Source organism: Bradyrhizobium sp. SZCCHNS1022, from assembly GCF_032484835.1.
In the GTDB taxonomy this organism is placed as follows: domain Bacteria; phylum Pseudomonadota; class Alphaproteobacteria; order Rhizobiales; family Xanthobacteraceae; genus Bradyrhizobium.
On sequence record NZ_JAUETT010000001.1, the window covers coordinates 1,679,803 to 1,695,514 of the forward strand.

15 protein-coding genes are annotated in these 15,712 nt (G+C 63.9%); 9 read left to right on the top strand and 6 right to left on the bottom strand.

The genetic code is table 11. The features are described 5' to 3' along the window. Positions 1-99: 99 nt before the first annotated feature. The 3 genes from QX071_RS07640 to QX071_RS07650 all read left to right on the top strand — a co-directional run bounded on the left by QX071_RS07640 (position 100) and on the right by QX071_RS07650 (position 2,895). A complete protein-coding gene (locus tag QX071_RS07640; RefSeq protein WP_315701463.1) occupies positions 100-1,542 on the top strand; it encodes a hypothetical protein in 1,443 nt (480 codons plus the stop codon). A 9-nt stretch (positions 1,543-1,551) separates the two neighbouring features. Continuing rightward, the gene (locus tag QX071_RS07645) at positions 1,552-2,124 is read left to right on the top strand and encodes a hypothetical protein (protein WP_315701461.1); all 573 of its coding nucleotides are present in this window, start codon (positions 1,552-1,554) and stop codon (positions 2,122-2,124) included. 150 nt (positions 2,125-2,274) lie between these two features. After that, complete coding sequence (locus QX071_RS07650) at positions 2,275-2,895, top strand: LysE family translocator (protein ID WP_315701460.1); 621 nt, start codon at positions 2,275-2,277, stop codon at positions 2,893-2,895. 262 nt (positions 2,896-3,157) lie between these two features. On the opposite strand, the gene QX071_RS07655 is transcribed toward QX071_RS07650, so the two are convergent. Next, positions 3,158-4,006: a PhzF family phenazine biosynthesis protein gene (locus QX071_RS07655; RefSeq protein ID WP_315701459.1), complete on the bottom strand. Its 849-nt coding sequence runs from the start codon at positions 4,004-4,006 to the stop codon at positions 3,158-3,160. 19 nt (positions 4,007-4,025) lie between these two features. Beyond that, a complete protein-coding gene (locus QX071_RS07660) occupies positions 4,026-4,229 on the bottom strand; it encodes a DUF1127 domain-containing protein (protein WP_315701458.1) in 204 nt (67 codons plus the stop codon). 98 nt (positions 4,230-4,327) lie between these two features. On the opposite strand from QX071_RS07660, the gene QX071_RS07665 reads away from it, so the two are divergent. Continuing rightward, a complete protein-coding gene (locus QX071_RS07665) occupies positions 4,328-5,671 on the top strand; it encodes a PLP-dependent aminotransferase family protein (RefSeq protein WP_409977526.1) in 1,344 nt (447 codons plus the stop codon). A gap of 16 nt (positions 5,672-5,687) precedes the next feature. Here QX071_RS07665 and QX071_RS07670 read toward each other — a convergent pair whose 3' ends face one another. Further along, positions 5,688-6,491 carry an N-formylglutamate amidohydrolase gene (locus QX071_RS07670; protein ID WP_315701456.1) on the bottom strand — a complete coding sequence of 268 codons (804 nt, stop codon included), beginning with the start codon at positions 6,489-6,491 and terminating at the stop codon, positions 5,688-5,690. Positions 6,492-6,626: 135 nt separating this feature from the next. Here QX071_RS07670 and QX071_RS07675 point away from each other — a divergent pair, with 135 nt between their 5' ends. The 3 genes from QX071_RS07675 to rpoD all read left to right on the top strand — a co-directional run bounded on the left by QX071_RS07675 (position 6,627) and on the right by rpoD (position 11,709). Beyond that, positions 6,627-7,025, top strand: a complete 399-nt coding sequence (locus tag QX071_RS07675) for a gamma-glutamylcyclotransferase family protein (protein WP_315701455.1) — start codon at positions 6,627-6,629, stop codon at positions 7,023-7,025. A 109-nt stretch (positions 7,026-7,134) separates the two neighbouring features. Beyond that, positions 7,135-9,141, top strand: a complete 2,007-nt coding sequence (gene dnaG, locus QX071_RS07680; RefSeq protein ID WP_315701453.1) for a DNA primase — start codon at positions 7,135-7,137, stop codon at positions 9,139-9,141. A 441-nt stretch (positions 9,142-9,582) separates the two neighbouring features. After that, positions 9,583-11,709 carry an RNA polymerase sigma factor RpoD gene (gene rpoD, locus QX071_RS07685; RefSeq protein WP_315701452.1) on the top strand — a complete coding sequence of 709 codons (2,127 nt, stop codon included), beginning with the start codon at positions 9,583-9,585 and terminating at the stop codon, positions 11,707-11,709. Between the two features lie 375 nt (positions 11,710-12,084). Here rpoD and QX071_RS07690 read toward each other — a convergent pair whose 3' ends face one another. After that, a complete protein-coding gene (locus tag QX071_RS07690; RefSeq protein WP_315701451.1) occupies positions 12,085-13,272 on the bottom strand; it encodes a hypothetical protein in 1,188 nt (395 codons plus the stop codon). 411 nt (positions 13,273-13,683) lie between these two features. Between QX071_RS07690 and QX071_RS07695 the strand changes: the two genes are divergently transcribed. After that, on the top strand, positions 13,684-14,223 hold the full coding sequence (locus tag QX071_RS07695) for a helix-turn-helix transcriptional regulator (RefSeq protein ID WP_315701450.1): 540 nt from the start codon (positions 13,684-13,686) through the stop codon (positions 14,221-14,223). 173 nt (positions 14,224-14,396) lie between these two features. Here QX071_RS07695 and QX071_RS07700 read toward each other — a convergent pair whose 3' ends face one another. Beyond that, positions 14,397-14,633, bottom strand: a complete 237-nt coding sequence (locus tag QX071_RS07700; protein WP_315701449.1) for a hypothetical protein — start codon at positions 14,631-14,633, stop codon at positions 14,397-14,399. Between the two features lie 213 nt (positions 14,634-14,846). On the opposite strand from QX071_RS07700, the gene QX071_RS07705 reads away from it, so the two are divergent. Beyond that, complete coding sequence (locus QX071_RS07705; RefSeq protein WP_315703098.1) at positions 14,847-15,221, top strand: thiol-disulfide oxidoreductase DCC family protein; 375 nt, start codon at positions 14,847-14,849, stop codon at positions 15,219-15,221. A gap of 107 nt (positions 15,222-15,328) precedes the next feature. Here QX071_RS07705 and QX071_RS07710 read toward each other — a convergent pair whose 3' ends face one another. Beyond that, entirely contained in the window at positions 15,329-15,658 is a 330-nt protein-coding gene (locus QX071_RS07710) for a hypothetical protein (protein ID WP_315701448.1), read from the bottom strand. Positions 15,659-15,712: the final 54 nt, after the last annotated feature.

Genomic DNA, 15,712 nt, shown 5'->3' on the forward strand with positions numbered 1-15,712 from the left:
TTGCATGTCAAGAGCGTGTGTTCGGTGCCGGTTCTTGCCGTGTTAGACTTCGGATCCAGCCGGCGATCAGACCGGTGACGAAAAGAAGGGTGGACGCGCATGCGGAACGGCGTCGGCTTGGCGGTCTTGGTTCTCAGCTTCGTGGTGCCCTTTGCCACGTCAGCCCAGCAGGTGATCGGAGCGCCGCCGGAGGCGTCGAACATGAAGCTGGTCGGCTTCAATGACCTGCAGGCGCGCGGCGCCTATCAGCCGACCATCCATCATCAGGGCGACCGTTGGATCGCCTATATCGGCCATCACGGCGGCACCGATGCCGTTCCTGATCCGGTCAATCCGCTGACGGGCAAGGCCGAGCCGAACGGCACCTCGATCGTCGACGTGACCGATCCCGCGCATCCGCGCTATCTGCACCATATTCCGGGGCAGGAGGGCAAATATGAAGGCGGCGGCGCGCAGATGGTGCGGGTCTGCGATGGCAAGACTTTGCCGAAGGGCGATCGCAATGCGGTCTACATGCTGCGTACCTTCGGCAGCGAGGCGCATGAGATCTGGAACGTTGCCGATCCCGCAAATCCGGTGTTGGTCACGCGCATCGGTGGGCTGAAGGACACGCATAAGAGCTGGTGGGAATGTGACACCGGCATCGCCTTTCTAGTGTCAGGCGCCCCCGACTGGCGCGTGCGGCGCATGACGCAGGTCTACGACCTCTCCGACCCCGCGCATCCGGTCAAGATTCGCGACTTCGGGCTGCCCGGCCAGGAGCCGGGTGCGACGGGCGCGGTGCCGACCGAATTGCACGGGCCGATCTCGCTGGGGCCGCAGGGTAACCGGGTCTATTTCGGTTACGGCACCGACAAGGGCGGCATGCTGCAGATCGTCGATCGCGACAAGCTGTTGAACGGGCCGAAGGAGCCGACCCCGGAGAATTTGCGTTATCCCGAGATCGCGCGCCTGCCGATGTCGGCTTTCAACGGCGCACATACCACGTTCCCGATGAAAGGCATGCCGATCGCGGAATACGCCAGGGACAAGGATGGTCAAAGCCGGGACATCGTCATGATCGTCGACGAGGCGATTCAGAACGAATGCGGCGAGCCGCGGCAGATGGTGTGGTTCGCCGACGTCACCACGGAGACGCGGCCGATGATGATTTCGAGCTATACGGTGCCGGAAGAGAGCGGTCATTTCTGCAGCCGCGGCGGCCGCTTCGGCTCGCATTCATCCAACGAGAGCATGGCCCCGGTCTTCTACAAGAAGCTGGCCCTCATCGCCTTCTTCAATGCCGGCGTGCGTGCGCTCGACATTCGCGACCCCTATCATCCGCGCGAGGTTGGCTATTTCATCCCCTCGATCACCGACAAGACCGATAAGCGCTGTGTCACCATCGAGGGCGAGGAGCGCTGCAAGGTTGCGATCCAGACCAACAATGTCGAGACCGACGACCGCGGCTATATCTATGCCGTCGATCGCGCCAACACCGGCCTGCATATTCTCGAGCTGACCGGTGAGGCGCGCGCCATCGCCGGCCTGCCGCCGCAATAGCGGGCCGCCATGCGACCGCAACCGCTCCTCGTCATCGCGTTGCTTGCGATCAGCGTCGCCTGGGCTGCGTTCGTGTTCGAGATGGTGCAGTCGCGTGCCGCGCGGCATGACGATGTTGGAATGGGCAAGCTCGGCTGGCGCGAGATCGCCTGGCCGTTTCCGCGCGATGGCTGGCCGGCGGGACGCGCCTTCCGCTGCCAATCTTCATCCTGCGTTCCCGACAGTGAAATCTATCTTCGCGCCAAGCTCGGCTTCTGCAATTGCGACACCGGGGTGGCCGATGATGACGAAGTGGATCGCGTCGCCGACATCGACCTGATCAGCCCGCGTTTTGTTGCGCATGAAGCCGGCCGCGCGGTGCGCGTTGCCGAGCTCAGCGGGCGTGCGCGAAGTTATGATCTCGAAACCGGCGGAGCATCTCACGGTGCGGTCGGCTTCGCATTGTCGCACCGTTGCGACCTGATGGTCGCGGTGATCGAGGGCAGGGCGGCTCAGCCCTTGCTGCAGGATGCCGCGCAGCAGTTCCTGGCCTCGCACGAGGTGCGGCGCTGGATGATGGCGGCGCTGGGCGGCGGGAAGTAGCCCTCAGCCCAACCCTCCCGGCGCGAGCGATGCTCGTCGCATCCCCGTAGGAACGGGAGAGGGGAGCGCACCGCGCGCCGCACTTTCCTCCACGCCTGCATCATGCATTAATATGTAATATGCGCCTCATCACAACATCGAGCCCCGCCCATGTCCCTGCAAGCCTATCTCGCTTTCGTCGCCGCCTGCATCGCGCTGGCGCTGTTGCCTGGTCCCGTTGTCACGCTGCTGATCGCCAATGGCTTGCGCCACGGCACCCGCGCGGCGCTGGTCAACATCGCCGGCGTGCAGACCGGGCTCGCGATCGCGATTGGCGTCGTCGCGATCGGCCTGACCTCGCTGATGGCCACGATGGGCTATTGGTTCGAATGGGTGCGGTTGCTCGGAGCGGCCTATCTGGTGTGGCTCGGCGTCAAGCTGATCCGCACGCCGATCGAAGGCCTTGCGACGAGTGATGCGCCGCCACCACCGCCCCGCGGGGGCTTTTTCCTGCAGGGGCTTCTGGTGCTGTTGTCCAATCCGAAGATCATGGTGTTCTTCGGCGCGTTCCTGCCGCAGTTCATGGACATGAACCGCGATCACGTCCCGCAGGTCGCCCTCCTCGGCGTCACCTTCATGATGATCGCGGGCCTTACCGATGGTGTCTATGCGCTGCTGGCGGGCCGTGCGCGCAAGCTGTTCTCGGCGCGACGCACGCGGCTGGTGTCGCGCATCTCCGGCGGCTTCATGATCGGCGGCGGCGTCTGGCTCGCGCTGACGCGGTCGCGTTAGCAGAGAGGCGTAAGACATTCACAGCTGTCGTCCCGGACAAGCGCTTGTCCGCCGAAGCCTAAAAGGCGAAGGCGGAAGCGCAGCGAGGGCGATCCGGGACCCATACGCCGCAGCGGAAATTGTTGCGATGAAAGATGTCACGGGCATCTCGCATCGAACGCCGGCCGATGGTTATGGGCCCCTGATTTCACAGGGGCGACAAGCGAACGTATTGGGTCAGTATCGGCCCCAACACGTGCTGACCTGTTCCGCAACGTCGTTCCTAGACCCCGATCGTCCCCTTCACGCAGATCGTGACGTCGCCGCCGATCCAGATCGTCTCTCCGTCCTGCGCCACGTGCACACGGCCGGCGCGGCCGAGCACGGTGCCCTGCGCGGCGACATATTGCCTCGGTGCAATTTCGGCCCCGATCAGCCATTGCGCCAGGCTTGCATTGAGACTGCCGGTCACCGGGTCCTCGCCGCCGCGGCCCATGAAGCCTCTGACCTCGAACTGCGCATCGGTGCCGTCAGTTGCCGGATCCCACAGAGCGACAACCCCGAGCGACTGGTTGGGGAGAATGCTCGCATCGTGCTTCAGCGCCAGCACCTCGCTGCGTGAGCCCATCAGCACTGCGACCCAGCCCGGGCCGTTGTCGACCCACTGCGCGGCCCGGAATGAACCTTCGGTCACCCCGAGCGCTTGCGCAATGCGGGCCTTTAGCTCGGGCTCGACCTCGCCGGAGCGGCGCTGCGGAGGCGCCGCGAACGCCAGCCTTGTATTTTCCTTTGCGCCATCGCGCTTGATCCGCACAAGGCCTGCCCCGCATTCCTGCACGACGTGCTCGCCCTTCGCCTGGCCGCCCAGCGCGAGCCAGACGTGACAGGAGCCGAGCGTCGGATGGCCGGCGAACGGCAGCTCGCGCTGCGGCGTGAAGATGCGGACGCGGTAATCCGCCCCCGGCGCCTGTGGTCGCAGCAGGAAGGTGGTCTCTGACAGATTGGTCCAATTGGCGATCCGCTGCATCGTCGCATCGTCGAGGCCGTCGGCTTCGGCGATCACGGCGAGCGGATTGCCCTTGAACGGAACGGCGGAGAAAACGTCGACCTGGTGGAACGGCAAGGTCTTCATGCGTCGTCTCCTCTAGGCTCTATGCCCGCCAGAACGGCTTGGTCGCCTCACGGCGAACGGCTTCGGGATCGAGACCGCAGTCGCGCAGCTGATCGTTGTCCAGCGTCGCCAGTTCATGCCGCCAGGACCAGCGCTGCAGCCACGTTTGCGGAAGCTGCAACAGCGTGCCTTCTCCGTGGGCAGTTTGCGTGGTTGCCCAACGCTGCGCCAGGGAATATGCCATGTGTCACCTATTGCTCTTCAAGTCCTTCATTGTTCGGAGAGCAATCGCGCAGTACAATGTTCGGTGCAATTAAAACATTGCACTCGGAGCAATATAGCATGAATGCTTCGTATACCGTTCTGGTCGACGCCATCGCAGCCGATATCGCCAATGGCCGGCTCAAGGCCGGCGACCGGCTGCCGCCGCAGCGGCAATTCGCTTATGAGCGGGGCATTGCCGCCTCGACCGCGGCACGGGTCTATGCCGAGCTGCTGCGCCGGGGCCTCGTCGTCGGGGAGGTCGGCCGCGGCACCTTCGTTGCGGGCGAGACGCTGGCGCCGCTGCCGGCACTGCGGCTGGAGCCGTTCGATGGCCGCATCGACCTCGAGTTCAATTTTCCGACCCTGCCCGACCAGGCTGCCTTGATCGCCAAATCGCTGCAGAGCTGGCAACGGCCGGACGTGCTGGGCACGGTGCTGGCCCCGATCACCCAGCGCCGCCTGGCCGAGGCCGGGCGGACCAGCGCGAGCTTTTTCGCGACCGATCGCTGGCGGCCACGGGCGGAGAATTTCCTGTTCGCCGGCAGCGGCCGGCAGTCGCTGGCGGCGGCCGTGTCAGCGCTGGTCCCGGTCGGTGGTCGGCTCGGAGTCGAAGCCGTCACCTATCCGATGATCAAGGGCATCGCCGCCCGACTCGGTGTCACCCTGGTGCCGCTCGCGATGGATGGCGAGGGCATCCGTGCTGACGCGCTGGTCAAGGCGCATCGCGCGCACGCGCTGAACGCGATCTACCTCCAGCCGGTGATGCAGAATCCGCTCGGCCACACCATGAGCGATGCCAGGCGCGAGGAGATCGTCCGCATCGTCCGCAAGCTCGACCTGATGATCATCGAGGATCTGGTCTACGGTTTCCTGAGCGATGCGGCGCCGCTCGCCTCGCAGGCCGAGGAGCGCGCGGTGATCGTCGACAGCCTCGCCAAGCGGCTGGCGCCGGGCATTGCCGTGGGCTTTCTCTATGTGCCCTCGCATCTGCGCGAAAAATTCGCGGTCACCGTGCGCACGGGCGCGTGGTCGGTGACGTCGCTGGCGCTGGCCGCCGGCATGGCGCTGCTGGCCGACGGCACCGCGGCGGAGATCACGCGGCGCAAGCGGTCGGATGCGGTGGCGCGGCAGGCGATCGTGACCGAATGTCTGGCGGGCTATCACATCGACGCCGATCCGCGCTCCTATCACGTCTGGCTCAATCTGCCGGACGGCTGGCGCGCCGAAACGCTGACCGCGGCCGCCGCGCGCGCCGGCATCGCGATCACGCCGGCCAGCGCCTTTGCCATCGCGCATGGACATTCGCCCAATGCAGTGCGCCTCGCGCTCGGGCTGCCGAGCCACGGCGAGCTGCGTATTGCCTTGACGCGTCTTGCCGGCCTGCTCGCCGCAAGGCCCGATGAGAGCGACATGACGGAGTAGGCCGCTCCGCGCGGGCTCAGACCAGACCTTGCGCCCGCAGGGTCACTTCGATCTCGCCAAAGATCCGGACCAGCCGTTCGGCCCATTGCTGCTGGCCGTCCGCGTCCGCGATCAGGTCCTGGCGGATTTCGATGCCGGAGTTGATCAGCCCGCGCGCCTCGCCATGGACCGGGATGGTGTAGTCGGTTGCTTCGCTGACGGCATAAGGCTGGTTGTCGCCGACCACGAGCTCCGGCTCGGCACGCAACGCCTGCAGCAAGAGCGGCGGCAGCGTGCGGTCGCGCTGGTAGAGCGTGCCGACATGCCAGGGCCGCTTGATGCCGGCATAGACCGGCGTGAAGCTGTGCAGCGCCAGCAGCAACGTCGGCTGGCCGGCGCGCTGGCGCGCCTCGATCACAGCACCGATGCGGTCATGATACGGAGCGAAGATCGCGCGGCGCCTGAGCTCGGCGGCCTCGTGCGTCAGGCCCTCATTGCCCGGGATCGTGGTGTGCTCGCTGATCATCGGGATCGCGTTCGGCGCCTTCGGTGGTCGGTTGCAGTCGATCACGAGCCGCGAATAGCGCTGCGCGATCAGATGGCCGTCGAGCGCGTCGGACACGGCCTCCGCCACGCCGGCGATGCCGATGTCGACAGCGATGTGACGTTCGAGCTCGCTCGCGGGCAGGCCGAGGTCGCCGAGCGCGCGGGGCAGCAGCCGGCCGTAATGATCGCAGGCGAACAGGAATGGCGAGCGGCCGCCCGCATTCCGTTCGAGCACAGGCGGGATCTCATCGGCCCCGAGCAGGGTGGGTGCGGCGGCGTTGCCTTGGACAGTCATGACGTGATTCGGGGCCTTCAAGGACGATATGGTGATTCTAAAATCGGGCAGACGAAAGTCCATCCGGGCACGCCCGTGGCTTTGACGTCGCCCCGCCGAGCTTCGCTTCGCTCGCGATGGCGGCTATAGAGCAGCATGACCTCCGACCTGCTCTTCGTTTACGGCACCTTGATGCGCGGCTTCGATCATCCGATGGCGCGGCTGCTCGCGGCCAATGCCGAGTTTCTCGGCGAAGCCCGCTGTCAGGGCCGGCTCTATCTGGTGAAACATTATCCCGGCCTCGTGCTCTCCGACGATGCCGCCGACATCGTGCATGGCGAGCTGTTCCGCCTGCGCGAGCCGCTCGCCCTGCTGGCCGAGTTCGACATGTATGAAGCCTGCGGCGAGGGTTTTGCCGAGCCCACCGAATATGTGCGGCGGCTGCTCGATGTGCGGCTTGCCGACGGCAGCTCGCGGGAAGCCTGGACCTATCTCTACAACTGGCCGGTCGCGGAGCTGCCGCGGATCGGTTCGGGCAGGTTCCTGGAGCATTGATGCCAGGAGCCCTGTGAATAGCCCGTACAACGGCGATTAAGTTCACATTTTGTGAACTGCTCCTATATGCCTAGTACCTTGGCATCGGCCGGAGACAGCCCCCAACCCTATGGCCCGCTTCACGCAGGAATTTCTCGACGAGCTCCGCGCCCGGCTCCCGGTCTCGGACGTGGTCGGCCGCCGCGTGAAGCTGAAGAAGGCCGGGCGCGAATATAAGGGCCTGTCGCCGTTCCAGCAGGAGAAGACGCCGTCCTTCTACGTCAACGACCAGAAGGGCTTTTACCACGATTTCTCCTCCGGCAAGCACGGCAACATCTTCGATTTCGTGATGGAGACCGAGGGCGTTTCCTTCCCCGAAGCCGTCGAGCGGCTGGCGGGCCTCGCCGGCCTGGCGCTGCCGGTGGCGACGCCGGACGCCGCGCGGCATGAGCAGCATCGGAAGTCTCTCTATGACGTGATGGAGCTGGCGGCGAAATTCTTCGCTGAGACGCTGGCCTCGCGGCTGGGTGCGAAAGCGCGCGGCTATCTCGCCGATCGCGCGATCCAGCCGCAGACGCAGCTCGCATTCCGGCTCGGCTATGCGCCCCCCGAACGTTTCGCGCTGAAGGAGTTTTTAGGATCCCACGGCATTCCCGTCACCGACATGGTCGAGGCGGGATTGCTGATCGGCGGCGACGATATCCCGGTGCCGTACGATCGCTTCCGCGATCGCGTGATGTTCCCGATCACCGATGCCAGAGGCCGCGTGATCGCCTTCGGCGGCCGCGCGCTGGAGAAGGACGTTCCGGCCAAATATCTCAATTCGCCGGAGACGCCGCTCTTCCACAAGGGCGACAATCTCTACAACCTCGCCACTGCGCGCCAGGCGACGCATAACGGCAGCGCCCTGATCGTGGTCGAGGGCTATGTCGACGTGATCGCGATGGTCACGGCGGGCTTTCCAGGCGCCGTGGCGCCGCTCGGCACCGCGCTGACGGAAAACCAGCTCGCGCTGCTCTGGAAGATGGTCGACGAGCCGATCCTCTGCTTCGACGGCGACCGCGCCGGACAGAAGGCCGCCTATCGCGCCGCTGACCTCGCGCTGCCGCACCTGAAGCCCGGCAAGAGCCTGCGCTTTGCGCTGCTGCCCGAAGGCCAGGACCCCGACGATTTGGTCCGCTCGGGCGGCCGCGGCGCGGTCGAGGAGGTGCTGGCCGTGGCCAAGCCGCTTGCCGAGGTGATCTGGAGCCGCGAGATCGAGGGCGGCAGCTTCAATACGCCGGAGCGGCGCGCGGCGCTGGAGGCGCGGATCGGCCAGCTCACCAACGGCATCGGCGACGAGGTGGTGCGCCGCTACTACCGCCAGGACCTCTCCGAGCGGTTGGGTCGCGCCTTCGCTCCCGAAGGTGGCCGCGGCTTCGGCCGCTCCTTCGGTGCCGAATCAGGACGCCGTTTTGCCCCGCGCGGTCCCGCTCTGGGACAGTCATCTGGACGGTTGTCCACAGGCCCCCGCCGCGGCGGCGGCTTATCCACAGGGGCGCCACTGGGCCGCGGACCGTACCAGGCGGCGAGCCCACAACTCGCGGCCAGCCCGCTCATGCGCGGCCAGCGTTCGGCGATCTCGCGCCGCGAGGCGCTGATCCTGCTCTGCCTCGTCAATCATCCCTGGCTCCTGCACGACCATCTGGAGGAGGCGGCCGCGCTGGAACTTCCGCACATGGAAGCGCACAAGCTGCGCGCCGCCATCATCGCCGCCTTCGCGCATGACCACCACCATTCGCCGGATCCGGAAGAGCAGGCCGAGAAGATGCGCGCCGATCTCGATGCGGCCGGATTTTTACAAATTCTTCAAAGGGTTGAGCGTGCGATCACCACCGCCGCGGTCTGGGCGGTCGGGCCCGGCGCAGCGCGCGAGGATGTTCTTTCCACCTGGCATCAATTGGTTGCCTTGCATCGGCAGTGGCACACATTATTTAGGGAATTGAAGGACGCCGAGCTGGCGCTTGGGGACGACCCGAGCGACGCAAATCTGGGTTGGCTGAAGGACGTGAAGGCCAGAATGGCCGAGATGGACGGGACCGAAGCGCTCATCGAGGGCTTCGGGGAACTGTCCGGCCGGTTCAGCCGGAATGTGTAGCGCACATCCGGTCGAACGGTCCGCCACCAGGCCTTGCGACGCCAGGCCTCGCGAAATGACTCGCCAAACCCATGGTTTGGCTGCACAAACAGGGTTAAGCGAAGTTTAAGGGGTCCGGAGCATTTTCAAGAGTGGGGTCGCTGGGGCCGTCGGCAGCCGCGTTACGTTGGATGGCGTAACGGCGGGCGTCGTCCGACTGTAAACCGGTATCGCTTTTGCAGGCACACCGCAGGGTAAGACGTCGCATGGTAAGACCATGCCGTGTGCAAAAAAGCTTTCGCCGGGCCTTAAAGCGACACACCGGTGACAGAAATTAGGGGGTGGCGACGTAAAAGTGCGCCACCCTTTCCGCGTCGAGGACAGTAAGTAGATCAGGCGGGTGCCGCAATGCCAAGGTGCGAGATTGCCACAGGCAAAGCGGGCGCGTTTCGGGAGCAATGAATGGCCACGAAGGCAAAGACGCTGCAGGTGAAAGACAAGGAAAAGGACGACAAGGCGGTGGATACGCCTGAGAAGGACGCCACCGATGCGCCTTCCCCGTTGCTCGACCTGTCGGACGCCGCCGTCAAGAAGATGATCAAGCAGGCCAAGAAGCGCGGCTTCGTGACCTTCGATCAGCTCAACGAAGTCTTGCCGTCCGACACCACCTCGCCCGAGCAGATCGAGGACATCATGTCGATGCTCTCCGACATGGGCATCAACGTCACCGAGGCCGAGGACGCCGAGGGCGAAGAGGACAAGGACGAGGCCGAGGACGAGACCGACAACGAGCTCGTCGAGATCACGCAGAAGGCCGTCACCGAGGTCAAGAAGTCGGAGCCGGGCGAACGCACCGACGATCCCGTGCGCATGTATCTGCGCGAGATGGGCACGGTGGAATTGCTCTCGCGTGAGGGCGAGATCGCGATCGCCAAGCGCATCGAGGCCGGCCGCGAGGCGATGATCGCAGGGCTCTGCGAAAGCCCGCTGACCTTCCAGGCCATCATCATCTGGCGCGACGAGCTCAACGAAGGCAAGATCTTCCTCCGCGACATCATCGATCTCGAAGCCACCTATGCCGGCCCGGAGTCCAAGGGCGGACTCAACCCGGCGATTGCCGCGCCCAATGGCGGTGATGGCGAGACGGCCGAGGCCGATCCGCCCGAGGCGCAAGGCGCCGCACCGGCTCTTGTCGCCCCGCCTGCCGCTCCCCCGCAGCCGACCCCGTTCCGTCCCGCGCCTGCCGCCGCTGACGTGGAGGAAAAGGATCCGGGCGAGGCCGCAGCCGAAGCCGACATGGAGGACGACGAGTTCGAGAACCAGATGTCGCTCGCGGCCATCGAGGCCGAGCTGAAGCCGAAGGTGGTCGAGACCTTCGACAAGATCGCGAGCGAGTACAAGAAGCTGCGCCGCCTGCAGGAGCAGGACATCCAGAACCAGCTGCAGAGCGAGTCGCTCTCGCCCTCGCAGGAGCGCAAGTACAAGAAGCTGAAGGACGAGATCATCGTCGAGGTGAAGTCGCTGCGGCTGAACCAGGCCCGCATCGATTCCCTGGTCGAGCAGCTCTACGATATCAACAAGAAGCTGGTCTCGTTCGAGACCCGCCTGATGCGGCTGTCCGACAGCCATGGCGTGGCGCGCGAGGATTTCCTGCGCAACTACCAGGGCTCGGAGCTCGATCCGCGCTGGCTCAATCGCGTCTCGAAACTGTCGGCCAAGGGCTGGAAGAACTTCGTCCATTACGAGAAGGACCGCATCAAGGAGCTGCGCCAGGAGGTGCAGTCGCTGGCGGCGCTGACCGGGCTCGAGATCGTCGAATTCCGCAAGATCGTGCACTCGGTGCAGAAGGGCGAGCGCGAGGCGCGCCAGGCCAAGAAGGAGATGGTGGAAGCCAACCTTCGCCTCGTGATCTCGATCGCCAAGAAATACACCAACCGCGGCCTGCAGTTCCTCGACCTGATCCAGGAAGGCAATATCGGGTTGATGAAGGCGGTCGATAAGTTCGAATACCGCCGCGGCTACAAGTTCTCGACCTACGCCACTTGGTGGATCCGGCAGGCGATCACGCGCTCGATCGCCGACCAGGCCCGCACCATCCGCATTCCCGTGCACATGATCGAGACGATCAACAAGATCGTGCGCACCTCGCGCCAGATGCTCAACGAGATCGGCCGCGAGCCGACCCCGGAGGAGCTGGCCGAGAAGCTCGGCATGCCCCTGGAGAAGGTGCGCAAGGTCCTGAAGATCGCCAAGGAGCCGCTGTCGCTTGAGACCCCGGTGGGCGACGAGGAAGACAGCCATCTCGGCGACTTCATCGAGGACAAGAACGCGATCCTGCCGATCGATGCGGCGATCCAGTCCAACCTGCGCGAGACCACCACGCGCGTGCTGGCTTCTTTGACGCCGCGCGAAGAACGCGTGCTACGCATGCGCTTCGGCATCGGCATGAACACCGACCACACGCTCGAAGAGGTCGGCCAGCAGTTCTCGGTCACCCGCGAACGCATTCGTCAGATCGAAGCCAAGGCTTTGCGGAAGCTGAAGCATCCGTCGAGGTCGCGGAAGCTGCGGAGCTTCTTGGATAATTGAGCACGGCGTAGCCCGGATGGGCGAAGCGACATCCGGGTTCTTCAAAGTCCCGCATATCGCTGACGCTCATGCGGGCTAACACGTGTTTGGGTACGTCAATTTATCGGCCGAAATGAAAAGTTTTCCTTAATGGCGTTAAGGTTGGCTCTCGGCCCAAAATCTCTTTTATCTAACTGAATCTTATGATAAAAATAGCACCGCCTCCGATGCCGTGCCCGCAAAGCTTGGTCAGCGGAGGCGGCTCTTTCCCCTGTACAAAAGGGGGGTAGCTGCTCCCCGGGGTGGCCGGTCCACAGCCGACCCCCCGGGGCTCCCTCCCCAAAACCGACCATGGCGGCCTCGGGAAGCTCTACAGCGATTCAAATCGCTGGTTATTCAGTGCAGAGGCGACTGACCGTCATCCTCTGTGAAATCTTCTATCTCATCTTCGTCGTCATCATCCGCATAATCCTGCGAAGGACGGCGACCAATTTTGGCGCGACTATCCATGTTGCGGACGTTCGGCGGGATGCCGCATGCTGTCGCGAGGATACGCCACCACCGCCTAAACTCCGGCGCGGTCCATGGCAATTCATCCCACTCCGAGACGATAACCGCGCCCGATTTAGGAAGCGGATCGTAAGCCCCAACAGACGATCCAAACTTGCGCTCCAACTCCTCCATTACCATCGGAGACTGGCGCAAGTTCGCAACGAAAGGTTCGTCTTGTCCCGGGACGGCGAATCGCAAAACGAAATTCTCGTCGATGTCAGACCAGCGCAGGCCGCGAATCCATTTCATATTGCCCTTGCTGATGTCGGAATCGCCCGGTTCCCCAAGCGGCACCCATTCGCCAATTACCCAAGTTTGCTTGAGCCCAAGATCGTATTGGAAAGCCTGTGCCAGCGCGATTGAAGGGCGTTCCCGCTCATGGGCCTTTGCTCGAAGGGCAATCACCTGTTCGGCTGTGAGCTGCTCCTTGCGACGCTTCGGAACCTTGAAGCGGAGAGTGTGAAGTACGGTCGAAAGACGTAGACATTCCGGGTCTTCGAGGATGGTGGCGCCAAATGAGAAAAGCCTGCGCAGCATCCCGATTTTACTATGAGCGATGGCGATCTTGCCGCCAGCCTTCCACGCGTCGTGCCACTCAACTAGCGTTCTCGCGTTGATTTCGGATAACCGTCGCGAACCATAGTCGCGCACAATTATCGATATGATCGCGTCGTAGTTCTCTCGCGATCGAAAGCTGAGTTTCGGGTACTGGCCATTGGGGTCAGATTTGTAGAGAGCGACCAAGCCTTCAACATTCAATTCAGGACGCGTCCGGCTCTTTAATCGCTCTACGGGGGGCAGCTCCTGAGTACTATCCATATTCGGAAGCTGCGGGACCCCCAGCTGACCTTGATCGCCGTGGCGACGCACGGCGCTTTTGCGAAGATCAATCATGTCGAGCCAATCGTGCCGCATTTCCTCAAGCGCCTCGTCGATCTCGCGAACCACCTGCGGCAAATGAAGCTTTGCCGCCAGTTCAACATATCGAGCGTTCGAATCCTTTTTCCTGGCCATCGCGAGCGCAATCTGCATCGACTCTCGTTCCTGCGTCAACTCCTTTTTACGTCGTTTGGGCAACTTTCTTCGAAACTCATACCCAAATAGCGCTACCGAATACTGGACGTATGCGGCGAGTTTCGGAGGTATGGTCAAATTGTTTTTTATTATCAATCGATTGCGCTAGGTATATCGAATGTCCCCGGGTACGAGCAGGAGTGTTTACAATTGTTAACGGTCCTATATTTACTGTGGTGCGGGCTAGACCATGGCGGACAGATCCGGGCATCCCGTATCGCAAGATGGGTCGTTGGGGTTGGATGTGCTGCCCCATCACGATCATGCCGATCGATGCCATGGCGTCGTCAACGGGACGCTGAAGAACGCCGGCAAGCCAGATCAGGAGAGTGGTCGAGGGCTGTCCGCACCGGATAAGGGAGGAAGATGATGAAGACGTTTGAGTTCAGCATCATCGCCTCGGGCGTTGATCCGGAGGCGGACGATTTTGGTGATCGGTTTTACGATGCCGGATGCGACGATGCACTCGTGGCCTATCAGAAGGGACATATCATCCTCGATTTTGCCCGGGAGGCCGACACGATCGACGAAGCCGTTGCGTCCGCAATCGAGAACGTCCGTGCGGCAGGTGCCGTGGTCGATCGCATCGAACCAGATCCGCTCGTCAGTCTTGCTGATATCGCGGAGCGGACAGGCCTGACGCGGGCTGCGATCAGCAACTATTTCAAGGGAAGCCGCGGAAAGAACTTTCCTGCGCCTGTTGCCAAGGTCACCTCGGACAGTCCGCTTTGGGACTGGGCCGCTGTCGCGCATTGGATGGCTGCAAATCAGAAGGTACCCGTCGAGCTATCGGTCGAAGCCTGCGTGCTCAAGGAAGCCAACGCTGCGATCGGCGCGGGCGAGGTGCATCTCGCGGATAGGCTGAAGCGGCGGGCGCAGCAGGCGGTGCAGGCGTTTAAGGTCGCGTGATCGGCTGGGCAAATCGATGTCATGCAGCGGATATAGGGTGGGCAAAGGCGCGTGTCCGCTGTTGCAGCTTGCGCCGTCGATCAACCGGCGCCGTTCCCGCCGTCTAGAGGGCGCACGGATCTCGGTGGGCACGCGCTTCGCGCTTTGCCCACCTTACGGAGCCTGAGGCTGTGCTACTTCTTCTTCGCGCCGACGCGGGCAAGGCTCTTGATCTGCAGCGGCGGGCGGCCGGATTTTTCGGCGATCTCGCGGTCCTGCTCCATGATGAAGCCGCGCGCGGGCTCGTCGCCGTCGAGGCCGCCGAGCAGCTCGGCCGGCACCCGCCGGTTGGAACGCTGCGAGCCGTCCTCGTAGGTGACGTTGAAGAAGGCGAATTCGCCTTTGGGATTGGAGCCGGGTTTTTTCGCCATAGCAGGCCGTTTACGGCGGGGAGGCCAGCCCGGTCAACGCAAGAAAATGCCTATCCCCTGCCCGAATTTGCGCGGCCCGTCATATGAGTTTCGCAGAATCGCCGGCGTGGAGCGGGTGGCCGCGCCCCGCCGGTCGCTCTGCAAACTCCTCGATTTTGCCCGATGAAAGTGCCTTGATGGCAGCAAACCGAGGCCGACGAGACGCCCATGTCCATGCCGCAACTGACCGTCTGGTACAACACCCGCTGTCCGGTCTGCGATGCCGGGATCGACTGGCAGCGCAACAAGCTGCTGGCGCTGGTGCGTTCCGGCCGCGTTGCGTTCAGGGACATCAACGAGCAGCCGGAGGCGCTGGCCGCCCACGGCGCCGATGTCGATGACGTCAGGCGCCGGCTGCATGCGACCGACGAGGAGGGCCGGCTGATCACGGGCGCCGACGTTGCGCTGCTGCTCTGGAAGCTGACGCCGGGCGAGGGCTGGCTCGCCACGCTGCTCGGCAACCGCGCGATCCGGCCGCTCACCCGCTTCGGCTACGACCGCATTGCCGACGCGCTGTTCGCCTGGAACAGGTGGAAGGGGCATTGGTGAGCCGGGCTAGGGACGATTGGGGTCGGGCCTCGTTGCCGCGAAGTTGGTGAGCTCCCCTCCCCCTTGCGGGGAGGGGAGCGCACCGTCAACGCGGCAAGACCTCGATCCTACCGTCCCGCCTTCACCAGCGCGGCGGCGGCATGGGCGCGGCTGCCGCCACGCGGGCCGTCATCGTCCTCGCGCCGGCCCAGCGCCATGATGGCGGTGCCCATCGCGGTCGAGCCGAAGGTGATGAAGAACGACATTAACAGCAGCCCGAGCGCGACGCCGGGCGAACGGTCGGTGAAGATCAGATGGCGCAGGCCGCCCGGATTGAGCGCGAGCAGTCCGCCGACCAGGAGCGTGGCCATGCCGAGCCCGAGCGCCAGGTTGATCGCCAGCAATCGAAACAGTGGCAGCCGCAACAGGCTGCGCTTTCTCGGCGTCCGGTTTGCCATCGCTCGTCATCCGTGATCGTGTGAGCGCATCAACTCTAGCATCGATAGCAGCGC